13 protein-coding genes, 1 other RNA gene and 1 other annotated feature (1 of these 15 cut by a window edge) are annotated in these 14,608 nt (G+C 48.3%); of the genes, 13 read left to right on the plus strand and 1 reads right to left on the minus strand.

From position 1 onward, the window contains the following. Nucleotides 1-37 (plus strand) — a binding site (T-box leader); it begins 203 nt to the left of the window's first position. Nucleotides 38-117: 80 nt separating this feature from the next. The 4 genes from hisS to M1D90_RS07135 all read left to right on the plus strand — a co-directional run bounded on the left by hisS (nt 118) and on the right by M1D90_RS07135 (nt 4,369). After that, the gene (gene hisS, locus M1D90_RS07120; RefSeq protein ID WP_023855387.1) at nt 118-1,392 is read left to right on the plus strand and encodes a histidine--tRNA ligase; all 1,275 of its coding nucleotides are present in this window, start codon (nt 118-120) and stop codon (nt 1,390-1,392) included. A 14-nt stretch (nt 1,393-1,406) separates the two neighbouring features. Then, on the plus strand, nt 1,407-3,185 hold the full coding sequence (gene aspS, locus M1D90_RS07125) for an aspartate--tRNA ligase (RefSeq protein WP_023855386.1): 1,779 nt from the start codon (nt 1,407-1,409) through the stop codon (nt 3,183-3,185). Nucleotides 3,186-3,253: 68 nt separating this feature from the next. Next, nucleotides 3,254-3,450, plus strand: a non-coding RNA gene (gene ssrS, locus M1D90_RS07130) — 6S RNA. Nucleotides 3,451-3,604: 154 nt separating this feature from the next. Continuing rightward, complete coding sequence (locus M1D90_RS07135; RefSeq protein ID WP_025811059.1) at nt 3,605-4,369, plus strand: tRNA threonylcarbamoyladenosine dehydratase; 765 nt, start codon at nt 3,605-3,607, stop codon at nt 4,367-4,369. A gap of 146 nt (nt 4,370-4,515) precedes the next feature. Here M1D90_RS07135 and M1D90_RS07140 read toward each other — a convergent pair whose 3' ends face one another. Continuing rightward, nucleotides 4,516-5,781 (minus strand): replication-associated recombination protein A, encoded by a 1,266-nt coding sequence (locus M1D90_RS07140; protein WP_023855383.1) that lies wholly within the window; start codon nt 5,779-5,781, stop codon nt 4,516-4,518. 508 nt (nt 5,782-6,289) lie between these two features. Here M1D90_RS07140 and cymR point away from each other — a divergent pair. The 9 genes from cymR (at nt 6,290) to M1D90_RS07185 (ending at nt 14,336) form a co-directional block, all read left to right on the plus strand. Then, a complete protein-coding gene (gene cymR / locus M1D90_RS07145) occupies nt 6,290-6,706 on the plus strand; it encodes a cysteine metabolism transcriptional regulator CymR (RefSeq protein WP_023855382.1) in 417 nt (138 codons plus the stop codon). Nucleotides 6,707-6,726: 20 nt separating this feature from the next. After that, entirely contained in the window at nt 6,727-7,866 is a 1,140-nt protein-coding gene (locus M1D90_RS07150; RefSeq protein ID WP_456283265.1) for a cysteine desulfurase family protein, read from the plus strand. Between the two features lie 105 nt (nt 7,867-7,971). Then, the gene (gene mnmA / locus M1D90_RS07155) at nt 7,972-9,090 is read left to right on the plus strand and encodes a tRNA 2-thiouridine(34) synthase MnmA (protein ID WP_456283267.1); all 1,119 of its coding nucleotides are present in this window, start codon (nt 7,972-7,974) and stop codon (nt 9,088-9,090) included. A gap of 94 nt (nt 9,091-9,184) precedes the next feature. Then, nucleotides 9,185-9,835 carry a tetratricopeptide repeat protein gene (locus M1D90_RS07160; protein WP_456283269.1) on the plus strand — a complete coding sequence of 217 codons (651 nt, stop codon included), beginning with the start codon at nt 9,185-9,187 and terminating at the stop codon, nt 9,833-9,835. 51 nt (nt 9,836-9,886) lie between these two features. Beyond that, a complete protein-coding gene (gene recD2 / locus M1D90_RS07165) occupies nt 9,887-12,283 on the plus strand; it encodes an SF1B family DNA helicase RecD2 (RefSeq protein ID WP_456283271.1) in 2,397 nt (798 codons plus the stop codon). An 88-nt stretch (nt 12,284-12,371) separates the two neighbouring features. After that, nucleotides 12,372-12,836, plus strand: coding sequence for a PRC-barrel domain-containing protein (locus tag M1D90_RS07170; protein WP_023855377.1), 465 nt, complete (start codon nt 12,372-12,374; stop codon nt 12,834-12,836). Between the two features lie 15 nt (nt 12,837-12,851). After that, a complete protein-coding gene (locus M1D90_RS07175; protein ID WP_016885531.1) occupies nt 12,852-13,043 on the plus strand; it encodes a hypothetical protein in 192 nt (63 codons plus the stop codon). A 15-nt stretch (nt 13,044-13,058) separates the two neighbouring features. Continuing rightward, nucleotides 13,059-13,190, plus strand: a complete 132-nt coding sequence (locus M1D90_RS07180) for a YrzQ family protein (protein ID WP_003183926.1) — start codon at nt 13,059-13,061, stop codon at nt 13,188-13,190. Nucleotides 13,191-13,277: 87 nt separating this feature from the next. Continuing rightward, entirely contained in the window at nt 13,278-14,336 is a 1,059-nt protein-coding gene (locus M1D90_RS07185) for an AI-2E family transporter (protein ID WP_103749539.1), read from the plus strand. The last annotated feature ends 272 nt before the right edge of the window (nt 14,337-14,608 follow it).

The following is a 14,608-nucleotide window of genomic DNA, read 5'->3' on the forward strand; positions in this document are numbered from 1 at the left end:
CTAGGGTGGCACCACGGGTATAACTCTCGTCCCTACTATTGGTTTTATAGTAGGTTCGGGGGTTTTTTTATTTCCATAAATGAAAAAAAGCATTTAAGTCATGAGGAGGATTTAAAAATGGGATTTAATATTCCAAGGGGAACACAAGATATTCTCCCAGGAGAATCGGAACGCTGGCAATACGTCGAAAAGATTGCGAGAGAAACGTGTCATGCGTATCAATATAAAGAAATCCGGACGCCTATTTTTGAACATACAGAACTATTTTCCCGCGGAGTGGGAGAATCGACCGATATCGTACAAAAGGAAATGTACACATTCGCTGACAAAAAAGGAAGAAGCCTGACGCTTCGTCCTGAAGGCACTGCATCTGCAGTACGCTCTTTTGTGGAAAACAAACTTTTTGCTAATCCGGTTCAGCCGACGAAACTTTACTACATCGGACCGATGTTCCGCTATGAAAGGCCGCAGACAGGCCGCTACCGCCAATTTTATCAATTCGGCATCGAAGCGATCGGTTCGAACGATCCGGCGATTGACGCGGAAGTCATTGCCTTGGCGATGAGCGTATACCGGAAAGCGGGTCTCAGCAATCTGAAGCTGGTCATTAACAGCCTCGGCGACAAAGAGAGCCGAACCGCTCACAGAGAAGCGCTGATCCGCCACTTTGAGCCGAGGATCGACGAGTTTTGTTCAGACTGTCAAAAACGGCTCCGGCAAAATCCGCTGCGGATTCTGGACTGTAAAAAAGACAGGGATCATGAACTGCTGAAAACCGCTCCTTCGATTCTTGACTACTTAAATGAAGAATCCAAAGCCTATTTTGCGAAAGTGCAGCAATATCTGACCGACATCGGCATTGCGTTTGAGGTCGATCCGAACCTGGTGAGAGGTCTTGACTATTACAATCACACGGCTTTTGAAATCATGAGCAATGCCGAAGGTTTCGGAGCGATTACGACGCTTGCTGGCGGAGGGCGCTATGACGGCCTTACCGAGGAGTTCGGCGGACCGAAAGCGCCGGGCATCGGTTTTGCGATGAGTATCGAACGTCTTCTCGCCGCACTTGACGCGGAAAATGTGAAAGTCGGAGCGGATGAAGGCATTGACTGCTATATCGTGACACTTGGCGACAAAGCCAAAGACTATTCTGTATCCCTCCTTTATAAATTGAGAGAAGCAGGAATTTCCGCCGAAATCGACTATGAACAGAAAAAAATGAAAGGCCAGTTTAAATCCGCCGACCGTCTCAATGCGAAATATATCGCTGTTTTGGGCGAGGATGAACTGAGCCAAAATCAAATGAATGTCAAAGATGCGAAAACAGGAGATCAACAGGCCATCGGCCTTGATGAATTCATCCATTTCTTGAAAACAAACACTGAAAGTTAAAGGAGAGGACCGCTTTGTTTGGACGAACATATTATTGTGGCGAAATAACGGAGAAGGCGATCGGAGAATCCGTCGTTTTAAAAGGATGGGTTCAAAAAAGACGCGATCTCGGAGGCTTGATTTTTATTGATTTGAGAGACCGCACCGGCATTGTGCAGGTTGTATTTAATCCCGACGTTTCCAAAGACGCCCTTGAAACAGCTGAAAGCATCCGCAGCGAATATGTGCTTGACATTACAGGAAAAGTCGTTGCCCGTGAAGAAGCAACAGTCAATCCGAACTTGAAAACCGGAAGAATCGAAATCCAAGCGGAATCGGTCAATGTGCTGAGTGCGGCCAAAACGCCGCCTTTTGCGATCAGCGACCAGGCTTCAGAAGTGTCTGAAGACATCAGGTTGAAGCACCGCTATCTCGACTTGCGCCGACCGGAGATGTTCAACACCTTAAAAATGCGGCATAACGTTACAAAAGCCGTCCGCAGCTTCCTTGATGACAACGGCTTTATCGATATTGAAACACCGGTGTTGACAAAAAAAACGCCTGAAGGAGCGCGCGACTATCTCGTGCCGAGCCGCGTCCATGAAGGAGAATTTTACGCGCTGCCGCAGTCTCCGCAGCTTTTCAAACAGCTGTTGATGGTGTCCGGCTTTGACCGCTATTATCAAATCGCCCGCTGCTTCAGGGACGAAGATTTGCGCGCCGACCGCCAGCCGGAGTTTACGCAGATCGATATCGAAATGTCATTTATGAACCAGGAAGACATCATGAAGCTCGCTGAAGAAATGATGGCGAAAGTCATGCTCGAAACGCACGGTGTGGACATTTCTCTGCCGCTGCCGAGAATGTCATATCAGGATGCGATGAACCTTTACGGATCCGACAAACCGGATACCCGCTTTGACATGCTTTTGACCGATGTATCAGAAAACGTAAAGGATTCCGATTTTAAAGTGTTTGCGTCAGCTGTGGCAAACGGAGGCGCGGTTAAAGCGATAAACGTTAAAGGCGCTGCATCTAAATATTCGCGGAAAGACATTGACGCACTCGGCGAATTCGCCGCAAACTACGGGGCGAAAGGGCTGGCATGGCTGAAAGCCGAAGCGGACGGACTGAAAGGCCCGATTGCGAAGTTCTTCCAGGACGAAAAACAGCAGGTGCTCATTGAAGCGCTTGACGCGAAGGAAGGGGACCTCATCCTCTTTGTCGCAGACCGGCTGGAAGTCGCCAATGACGCGCTCGGCGCGCTGCGCTTAAAGCTCGGAAAAGAATTGAATCTGATCGATGAAAGCTTGTTCAACTTTTTATGGGTCGTTGATTGGCCGCTTCTTGAGTATGATTCAGAAGAAGGACGTTTCTATGCGGCACACCACCCGTTCACGATGCCTGTCCGGGAAGACCTTGATCTGGTCGACACGAATCCGGAAGACATGAAAGCGCAAGCCTATGATCTTGTCTTAAACGGCTATGAGCTGGGCGGCGGATCAATCCGTATTTTTGAAAAAGATGTTCAGGAGAAAATGTTTGCGCTTTTGGGTCTATCTGAGGAAGAGACGAAAGAGCAGTTCGGCTTCCTGCTTGAAGCGTTTGAATACGGGGCTCCCCCGCACGGCGGAATCGCGCTCGGCCTTGACCGGCTTGTGATGCTGCTCAGCGGCCGCACCAACCTGAGAGATACGATCGCATTCCCGAAAACGGCAAGCGCAAGCTGTTTGTTGATGGAAGCACCTAGCGAAGTGGACAGCGCCCAGCTCGATGAGCTGCACCTGTCAATCAACCGCAAAGTTCGACAGTAAATTGTAAAATATACGGCTGCACATCCCATTGAAAATCAAAGGGACGTATGATATCATTTTTAACAAATAAAGTCCTGATGTGTTTGTTGTACACCTAGTTTTGACCGAACATTTTTTTACTTGGGAGTTCGACGTTTCCAAATGGAGCAAATGCCTCTTATCACTCGTGTGCTCAGGAGGACTTGCAAAGTTTGGAACAGAACACCCACCTGCCGAGAGCGGGATCAAAACGAAGGAATACGACAACGGCACAATCGGGACTTTTTTTGTGCTTGAAAAGGCCTTTTTCGGCCATACATAGGATAATCTATGAGGCGAAGCGAAAAAATATGACGGGAAAATGAAATAGACCGCTTGTTTAATCACCTGATTATGATAAGATACTATCGGTAACTGTTAATAAAGATGGAGTGAGATTCTTGTTACATCAGTTTTCACGCAATGAATTAGCGATTGGAAAAGAAGGTTTAAATATTTTAAAAAACAGCACGGTCGCCGTTTTGGGCGTCGGCGGGGTCGGCTCTTTCGCCGCGGAAGCGCTCGCCCGTTCTGGTGTCGGCAGAATCGTGATGGTCGATAAAGACGATGTTGACATCACCAATGTCAACCGTCAGCTGCCGGCTTTACTTTCAACGGTCGGACAGCCGAAAGTTGACTTAATGAAAGCGAGAATCGCCGATATTAACCCTGAGTGTGATGTCATCGCTTTAAAAATGTTCTATACCGAAGAGACGTATGAACAGTTTTTTGCTTATGAACCGGATTATGTAATCGACGCGTCAGATACGATTCATTATAAAATTCACTTAATGAAAGAGTGCCTGAAGCGGGACATCAACATCATTTCAAGCATGGGAGCGGCCAATAAAACAGATCCGACAAGGTTCCAAGTGGCCGATATTTCAAAAACCCACACCGATCCGATTGCAAAAGTCATCCGGACGAGGCTTCGCAAGGAAGGCATTACGAAAGGCATTAAAGTCGTCTTTTCTGACGAAAGCCCGATCGTGATCCGCGAAGACGTACGCCAAATCGTCGGAAATGACGAAGCGAAAATTCGCAAAGCGCAGATGCCGCCGTCTTCGAATGCTTTTGTTCCGTCAGTCGCAGGCTTGATCATGGGCGGCCATGTGATCATGGAGCTTTTGAAAGATATTCCGATCAAAAGGGTGAAAGATAAGTAATACAAAAATGACGGCAACGGTGCTGTCGTTTAAGATTGTTAACAAAATCTCAAAACTAAAAGCCGCTTTGGGATTTTGTTATCCTTTAAAGCTTAGTGTAATAATAAACAGCCTGTTCCCCATATGAAAAGGGAACAGGCTGTTTATTATTTTTGTTTCATCAGCTTGTCATATACTTGTTTCAGCGCGAGCTCAAATTTTCCTGTCTGCTTCGGCTGATAGTAAACTTTGTTTTTCAGCGGATCAGGCAGGTACTGCTGTTTGACCCAGCCGTTCTCGTAATTGTGCGGATATTTGTATTCGACGCCTCTGCCAAGCTCTGCGGCTCCTTTATAATGGGCGTCTTTTAAATGGTTCGGCACATCGCCGATCTTTCCGGAGCGGACGTCTGACAGCGCTTCGTCAACCGCAAGGATCGCCGAGTTCGATTTAGGAGACAGGCAAAGCTCGATCACGGCGTTGGCGAGCGGAATCCTTGCCTCCGGAAATCCGATTCGTTCCGCCGTTTGAATAGCTTGAAGCGTTCTTCCTCCAGCCTGCGGACTCGCCAGGCCGATATCTTCATAGGCGATAACAAGCAGCCTCCGTGCAAGGCTTTCCAAATCCCCCGCTTCAATGAGCCTTGCCAGATAATGAAGTGCCGCATTGACATCAGAGCCTCTGATCGATTTTTGGAAAGCGGAAATGACATCATAATGCGCGTCTCCATCTTTGTCGTGGACAAAGCTTTTTTTCTGCAGGCATTCTTCTGCGATTTCCAATGTAATGCGGATGGTTCCTTCGCTGTTTTCCTTTGTGGACAATACGGCAAGCTCGAGCGCATTCAAAGCGGAGCGGACATCGCCGCCGCAGCCGCGGGCCATATGGTCAAGGGCTTCATCGTCGAGGGCAACATCATACGAACCGAGGCCTCTGTGTTCATCCTCAAGCGCCCGTTTAATGGCCGCTTTGATTTGTTCAGAGTCTAATGGCTGCAGCTCGAAAATCTGCGTTCTGCTTCTGATCGCCGGATTGATCGCATGGTACGGGTTGGCTGTCGTCGCCCCGATCATAATAATCATGCCGTTTTCCAAATACGGAAGGAGAAAGTCCTGCTTGCCTTTGTCAAGCCGGTGCACTTCATCAAGGATTAAGATGACCTGCCCCGACATTTTGGCTTCGGCGGCAACGGCTTCCATATCCTTTTTATTATTGATGACAGCGTTCAGCTTTCGGAAAGCGATGCTTGTGCTGCCGGCAATCGCCGTGGCGATCGACGTTTTGCCGATGCCCGGGGGGCCGTACAGAATCATCGATGAGAGGTGTTTGGCCTGCACCATCCGATGAATGATCTTTCCTTCTCCGACCAGATGATCCTGGCCGAGAACCTCTTCGATTTTTGTAGGGCGCATTCGAAATGCGAGTGGTTTCATGATTGATCTCTCCCGAATGTATTCTTTTTATAGAGTAACGGAAAAAAGACGATTAGAAAAGAAATGAATATGGCAAGCTGAATATAGGGCCGAAAATGAAAGTTTATATAAAGTGTGCTATAATAACCTGTAATCTATCAGAAGGGCAAGGACGGTACCTTGCCTTAACCGAGTTTTTAATATATAACAGATGCTTAAAAACCAACAGCCGGCTTGCACCGGTAATTTCATTTGGAGAACGGCTTATGCCTTGTTAGGATGTGCCGGACGCCTCCTGCGTCCGAACGGGACTCGGCTGCGTGCTTTTTCCTCCTTCGAGGAACGCCGAGTACCTTCGTCTTGGTGAGAAAGGAGACTCGGCTAAAGGCTTTCGCGTCCTTCGAGGAACGCCGAGTAGCTTTGTTCTGGTGAGAAAAGGAGACTCGGCTAAGAGCTTTCGCGTCCTGCGAAAAACGCCGAGTACCTTCGTCCTGAAGGCATGATTTATTATAGGTTAGAGGTGTTTATTTTGAAAATATCAACTAAAGGCAGATACGGGCTGACGATTATGATTGAGCTTGCTAAAAAGCATGGGGAAGGCCCGACTTCTTTGAAAAGTATTGCTCAGACAAACGATTTATCGGAACATTATTTGGAACAGCTTGTTTCACCTTTGCGGAACGCAGGGCTTGTGAAAAGCATCCGCGGCGCGTACGGCGGCTATATTCTGGGTGACGAGCCTGAGGCGATTACGGCGGGCGATATCATTCGCGTTCTGGAAGGACCGATCAGCCCGGTGGAAGTACTTGAAAATGAGGAGCCGGCAAAGCGCGAGCTGTGGATCAAGATTCGCGACGCTGTCAAGGAAGTGCTGGACTCCACGACGCTTGAAGACTTGGCCAGCTATACAGAGGGCGAGCAAGAAGCGTATATGTTTTACATTTAAGATTGAGGTGTAATGGTACGATGGAACGGATTTACTTAGACCATGCAGCGACTTCTCCGACTGACCCACGGGTAGTGGAAAAAATGCTGCCTTACTTAACGGAAAACTTCGGAAACCCTTCAAGCATTCATTCCTTTGGGAGGGAGAGCCGAAAATGGCTTGACGGCACGAGGGAGATGATCGCTCGGGAAATCGGAGCGCATCCCAATGAAATCGTTTTTACGAGCGGGGGAACCGAAGCCGACAATATGGCGATTCTCGGAACCGCGCTGGCGAGAGAGCAGCAGGGCCGTCACATCATCACGACAAAAGTCGAGCACCACGCCGTTCTGCATACGTGCAACAGGCTTGAAGAAATGGGATTTGACATCACATATCTTGATGTCGACGAAAGCGGAAGAATTTCCGCTGAGCAGGTGAAAGACGCGCTGCGGGACGATACCATCCTGGTGACGGTAATGTATGGAAACAATGAAGTGGGAACGATTCAGCCGATAGATGAGATCGGCGATCTGCTAAAAGACCATCGGGCGCTGTTTCATACAGATGCGGTACAAGCCTTCGGCTTTTTGCCGATTGATGTGCAAAAAAGCCGCATCGATATGATGTCAGTCTCCGGACATAAACTGAACGGGCCGAAGGGGACAGGCTTCTTATACGTCAACGAAAAGGTGAAGCTCAGCCAGCTGCTTTTCGGAGGAGAGCAGGAACGCAAACGCCGCGCGGGAACGGAAAATGTCCCGGGAATCGCGGGACTCGGTGAAGCCGTTTTGCTGTCAGGTCAGGAAAGAGAAGAAAAATCGGCGCTTTACCGCCGGTTTAAAGACATCGTCATTCGTACGCTGGAAGCAGATGGCGTCTCCTTCGATGTGAACGGCAGCAGAGAGCACAGCCTGCCGCATATTTTAAATCTGTATTTTCCGGGAGTATCTGTTGAATCGCTGCTCGTTAATCTCGATATGGCGGGAATTGCAGTATCGAGCGGATCGGCGTGCACGGCCGGATCTGTGCTTCCGTCCCATGTTCTCTCCGCCATGTTTGGCGAGGAAGATGACCGGCTGACGTCATCCATACGGATCAGCTTCGGCTTTGGCAATACAGAGGAGCAGGTGGAGCGGGCCGCGAAAGAACTTGCGGCAATTGTTCAGCGCCTGTCATAAGTGTCGGGAAGCGACGCTCCGAGCTAAAGATTCGCATCTTGCCCGAAAATGATGATATGATCTGAAAGGACAAGTTTTTGAATTGATTTATTGGAGTTGATGAAAATGACGAAGCGGCCTGAAGATACACGGGTGGTCGTCGGAATGTCCGGAGGCGTTGATTCCTCTGTGGCGGCTTTGCTTTTGAAAGAGCAGGGCTATGATGTCATCGGAATTTTTATGAAAAACTGGGATGACACAGATGAGAACGGTTTTTGCACAGCGACGGAAGATTACGAAGATGTTATAAAGGTATGTAATCAAATCGGAATTCCGTACTATGCGGTAAATTTTGAAAAGCAGTATTGGGAAAAGGTTTTTCAATATTTCCTTGATGAATATAAAGCGGGCAGAACGCCGAACCCGGATGTGATGTGCAACAAAGAGATTAAATTTAAAGCCTTTTTGGAGCACGCTTTGTCGCTTGGAGCCGATTATTTGGCCACCGGCCACTATGCGCGGGTCGACCGTACGGACGGACGTGTTAAAATGCTCAGAGGGCTGGACGAAAATAAAGATCAGACCTATTTTCTTAACCAGCTGACAGAAGAGCAGTTAAGCAAAGTGCTGTTTCCTATCGGCGAGCTTCAAAAAAGCCGTGTCAGGGAAATCGCAAAAGAAGCGGGGCTTGCGACAGCTTCCAAAAAAGACAGCACAGGCATCTGCTTTATCGGAGAACGGAACTTCAAAACGTTTCTCAGCCAGTACCTTCCAGCACAGCCGGGAGATATGCGGACGATGGAAGGCGAATTCAAAGGCCGCCACGACGGTTTAATGTACTATACGATCGGACAAAGGCACGGCCTCGGCATCGGCGGAAGCGGAGACCCTTGGTTCGTCGTCGGTAAAGACCTCGAAAAAAACATCTTGTATGTTGACCAAGGATTCGACAATCCGCTTCTTTTCTCCGATAAGATCACGGCGACAAACGTAAGCTTTGTGCATGACGGCGTCTTCGGCGGTGAAGAAGAGCTCGCCTGCACGGCCAAATTCCGCTATCGCCAAACCGATCACGAAGTCACTGTCAGAATGACCGGGACAGATGAAGCAGAGGTCGTCTTTAAAGAGCCGGTCCGCGCCGTTACGCCGGGACAAGCGGTTGTCTTTTACAGAGGTGAAGAATGCCTAGGCGGCGGAACGATTGATGATGTGTTTAAAGACGGACAACAACTTTGGTATGTATAAAACCGGGGCTCTGGATAACACCCCGGAGCTTCTCGAACGGCTGCCGGCAATGTCGGCGGCCTTTTTAAAATAGTTCGTGAAAGGGAGAGGGCTTTTGGATTACAATCAAATTGGAATAGATGCTATGCAAAAAGGCGACTTTGAAAAAGCCGCAGAAGCCTTTACAAAGGCAATTGATGAAAACAGCGGCGATCCGGTGCCTTATATCAACTTTGCCAATCTGCTTTCGGCAGTCGGGGAACTGGACAGGGCGCTTAAGTTTTACGACCGGGCGGCTGCTTTGGACGAGAAAGCGGGAGCAGCTTATTATGGAGCCGGGAATGTCTATGTCATGAAAGAACGGTATCAAGAAGCGAAGGACATGTTTGAAAAAGCGCATCGGACGGGCATGGAAAACAGCGACTTATATTATATGCTCGGGACGACGCTTGTGAAGCTTGAGCAGCCGAAGCTCGCGATGCCGTATTTGCAAAGGGCCGCTGAGCAGAACGATACGGATGTCGAAGCCCGTTTTCAATACGCGATGTGCCTTGCCAATGAAGGGATGCTGGACGAAGCGATCACGGAGTTTTCAAATGTAACAGAGCGCGATCCGTCCCATGCAGATGCTTTTTATAATTTAGGCGTTGCCTATGCGTTTAAGGAAGATCAGGAAACCGCGCTTGCCATGCTGAACAAGGCGCTGGACATTCAGCCGGACCATATGCTCAGCATTCGCGCCAAGCAGCTTTTGGAAGAAGCTTGATTGATCAAGAGCCGTCATGACGGATTTTGAATGGAGAGGGGGAGTACAGTGATGCAGCGCCATAACCCGGACCAAATTGAAATGGAAGAAGCTTCATTTGTAAAAGGAACGGTTGCGGCTGTCATTTATCATAATGAAACAAACCTGTATACCGTATTAAAGGTAAAAGTGGAAGAAACATCGGAGTCTTTTGAAGACAAAACCGTTTCTGTCACGGGTTACTTTCCTTTGATCCATGAAGACGATATCTACACTTTTTACGGAAAAACCGCCTCCCATCCGAAATTTGGCCTGCAATTTCAAGCGGATCATTTTAAAAAAGAAGTGCCGACAACAAAAGAAGGCGTGATCCAATACTTGGCCAGCGATTTATTTGAAGGAATCGGCAAAAAAACGGCCGAGGAAATTGTTAATAAGCTTGGGGAAGGTGCGATCAACAAAATTTTAAGCGACGGCGCCGTCCTGTATGATGTTCCGAAGCTCTCCAAAAAAAAGGCGGATAAGCTTGCCGCTGCCCTGCAGCAGCATCAGGGGCTCGAACAGATTATGATCTCCTTGAGCGAATTCGGCTTCGGCCCTCAGCTGTCCATGAAAATTTATCAGGCGTATGAAGCGGAAACGCTTGATAAAATCCGAGAAAATCCGTACCAGCTTGTCAAGGATGTCGAAGGAATCGGCTTTATCAAGGCGGACGAACTGGGCGGCAGAATGGGGATCTCAGGCAAACATGAAGAGCGGATCAAGGCGGCGATTTTATACACGGTTGAAGCGACATGCCTTCAAGAAGGGCATACATACATAGACACGAGACAGCTCATCATCGAGACGCAAAAACTGTTAAACCAGTCTGCAGGTGATGAAAAAGTAACCGAGATGGATGTGGCGGACGCGATCATTTCTTTAGGGGAGCAAAAAGAGCTGTTCATTGAAGATGAAAGGTGTTATTATCCGTCCCTTTACTACGCTGAACAAAGCTTTGCCAAAAGGGTGCAGAAAATCGCCGGACAGACCGAATACGATGACCAGTTTCCCGAATCGGAATTCCTGCTCGCTTTAGGGGAGCTTGAAGAACGGATGAAAGTGCAGTACGCGCCAAGTCAAAAAGAAGCGATTCAAAAAGCGCTGATGTCGCCGATGCTGCTTTTGACAGGCGGACCGGGAACCGGGAAAACGACCGTCATTAGGGGAATCGTCGAGTTGTACAGCGAGCTGCACGGCTTAAGCTTAAATCTGGCTGATTACAAAAAGGATGAAACGTTTCCGTTTGTGCTCGCAGCACCGACCGGCCGGGCCGCTAAGCGGATGAGCGAGTCGACCGGGTTGCCGGCCGTAACGATTCACAGGCTTCTCGGCTGGAATGGAGCCGAAGGATTTACGCACGATGAAGACAATCCGATTGACGGACGGCTGCTCATCATTGATGAAACGAGCATGCTTGATATATGGCTCGCCAACCAATTGTTCAAGGCGATTCCCGACCGGATTCAGGTCATCATGGTCGGAGATGAAGACCAGCTTCCGTCCGTCGGTCCCGGACAGGTGCTGAGGGATCTTTTGGCATCGAATGTCATTCCTTCTGTCAGATTAACCGATATTTACAGGCAGGCTGAAGGCTCTTCCATCGTTGAACTGGCGCATGAAATGAAACAAGGAAAGCTTCCTGAAAACTTGACCGCGCCGACAAAAGACCGTTCTTTCATTCGCTGCCGCCAGCAGCAGATTAAAGAAGTCGTCGAAAAAGTCGTCAAAAACGCGCTGCAAAAAGGGTATTCGGCCAGGGATATTCAGATTTTGGCTCCGATGTACAGGGGAGCAGCCGGTATCAACGAGTTAAACGCGCTTTTGCAGGGCATCCTGAATCCCCCGAAGCCGAAAGGCAGGGAAATGAAGTACGGCGATGTCGTGTACCGTACCGGGGATAAAGTGCTTCAGCTCGTCAACCAGCCGGAACACAACGTGTTTAACGGTGATATGGGTGAGATCGTCTCGATTTTTTATGCAAAAGAAAATACGGAAAAAGAAGATATGGCCGTCGTCTCTTTCGACGGGAATGAAATCACCTTTACAAAAAAAGATTTTAACCAATTTACGCACGCCTATTGCTGTTCGATCCACAAATCGCAGGGCAGCGAATTTCCGATCGTCATCCTTCCGGTCGTCAAAAGCTATTACCGCATGCTGAGAAGGAACTTGCTTTACACGGCCATCACAAGAAGCAAGAAATTCCTGATTTTGTGCGGGGAAGAAGAGGCCCTTGAATGGGGCGTGAAAAATAAGGAATCATCGGAAAGGCAGACATCGCTTAAAAGAAGGCTTCAGCAGGCGGCGCATGAAGAGGATGAAGAGCTCATGGCGCTGCAAAAAGAGCTGCCTTTTAGCGTCTATGACGCCAATATCGGGATGGAAGGCATTACACCTTTTGATTTTATGGAAAAGGAAGCAGAATAAGTGTTTTTCATGGAATCCATTTCATCGTATGAGTCGCGTCGCAACAGCAGATCATAAGAATGTTCGTAAAAAGGTGGTTGATCACACTTTGAGAACATGCAATGAGCTGGAAGGACTCAATGTTTACGACAGACAATCTTCTCTCCCGCTTGGGGTGGTAACAGATATCTGTTTTTCCAATGAAGGGACATGTCTCGGATTGATTATGGAAGAGAAGCGGCGCTTTTACAATCCCCGTTCGCTTCTTCCGCTTCCCGCTGTCACCGAAATCGGACGTGACAGCGTATATGTTGATTTCACCGAATTCAAGCCGATGCAAATTCCGAAGCAGAGTCTTTCTTATGACCAGATGAAACAAAAAATGGTCAAAAACGGAGCAGGAGATACGCTGGGCATGCTGGAAGATGTATACTTTTCTTCCGACACGGGCATAATCGTAGCATATGAACTATCAGACGGTTTTTTTGCCGATTTGTCAGGCGACAAAAAGCAGATTCACTCATCTGGGGAACCGCTTGAAGTAGGCAGAAGCACAATCGTCTTGAACGAATAAGAGGTGTGTGTTCAAATGCTCGTTTGCCCGAATTGCAAAAGCAAAAACATCGGCAAAATCGGTGTAAATCAATATTACTGCTGGGGATGCTTTATTGAGCTGACCCTTTCAAAAGGAAAAATTTCGACTCATCAAGTCGAAGAGGACGGAACATTGAGCAGCCTGGACGATCTGTTTTCAGATGACGAACGAACGATTAACCTTTGAATGGAGGTTAGAAAGTTGAATCGTACAATGACTTCTCTCATTTCTTTAGGAGCCGGGGCTTTGATGTACTACATGGCGTCTCAGAACGATATGATGAACAAGCGAAACATGAGAAAGCTGAGAAGACGCGTCATGAAAATGTTTTAAGCAGAAGGGATACCTTTAAAAGGGTGTCCCTTTTTTCTTCGGGAATAATTACAAGCAGAAATCAAAAGCTAACAAGGGGTGAAAAAAATGCTGAAAAAACCGCTGCAGCTTTTAATGTGGGTCTCGATCTTCATGCTTTTGCTATTAACCGTCTATATCTTTTTGCAGCTGAGAATGATTTGGGAGCCTGTCTGCGTGCTGCTGAAGTCGATTCTGATTCCGCTTGTAATTGCGGTTTTTATCACCTATCTGCTTTTGCCTGTCGTTGAAAAGATACACCGGGCCGGCGTGCCGAGAACATTGAGTATTTTGCTGATTTATGTTCTGTTTTTTGCCGGTCTCGGCTATGCCTTTTACAAAGGGGTGCCGATCCTCATTAAACAGCTGACAGAGCTATCAGAGGGAATTCCGTTTCTTGCCGCATCTTACGAAAGCATGCTGGATCAGCTGCATCATCATACAGACGGCTGGCCCGACGGCATGCACGACAGGATCGACAGGTTCGTCAATCAGACGGAGGAATTCGTAGCAAGCTGGGTGGAACGGACGATCAGAAGCATCCGGTTCGTTTTTGATTATATGCTCGTGGCGGCGATTATTCCTTTTTTAGTATTCTATATGGTGAAAGATATTGATACGATGAAGAAGGCGGTATGGTATTTGACGCCTTCTTCATGGAGGGCGAGAGGCAGCGAATTCATCCGCGATGTCGATGATTCTCTTGGAGACTACATCAGAGGCCAGCTTTTTGTCTGTCTTGTCATCGGCTTGGGAGCGAGCCTGTCATTTTGGTTTTTTGACCTGCCCTATCCGCTGATCCTCGGCCTTGTCATCGGCGCGACAAATGTCATCCCGTATTTCGGTCCCGTCATCGGCGCGATTCCCGCCGTTATTGTAGCTGCCGCTTTATCGACGAGGCTCGTTTTCGTGGTGATCATTACGATTTTGGTGCTGCAGTTTATCGAAGGCAATATTCTCGGCCCTCTTGTCGTCGGCAAAAGCCTGCATATGCATCCCGTCGTCATTATGCTTGGATTGCTGGCGGGCGGGGAGCTTGCCGGTATCATCGGCATGATTCTGGCTGTGCCTGTCATGGCCGTTATCAAAGTGATGCTCGTCCATTTTTTAGCGGCAAGAAAAGCGTGAGCGGCAGAAGTTTGACATAACGGCTTCCGTTGTCTATAATTTCGAAATAGACATACATACGTATCTCGATTGACGGATCCGAGTATACTGAAGCCCTGTTTTATAGAGAGAAGCTCCATTGCGGTGAAAGAGCTTTAACAGAAGATCAGTAGAAGCTAATCCTGAGTGCAGGCGAAAACCTGCCGTCTTCATCCGGCGTTATTCGGATATCAAGGTGATGGGCGTTTTGTTACGCCCATAATCAGGGTGGTACCGCGAGAGGAGCTCTCGTC

Source organism: Bacillus sp. JZ34, assembly GCF_053903205.1.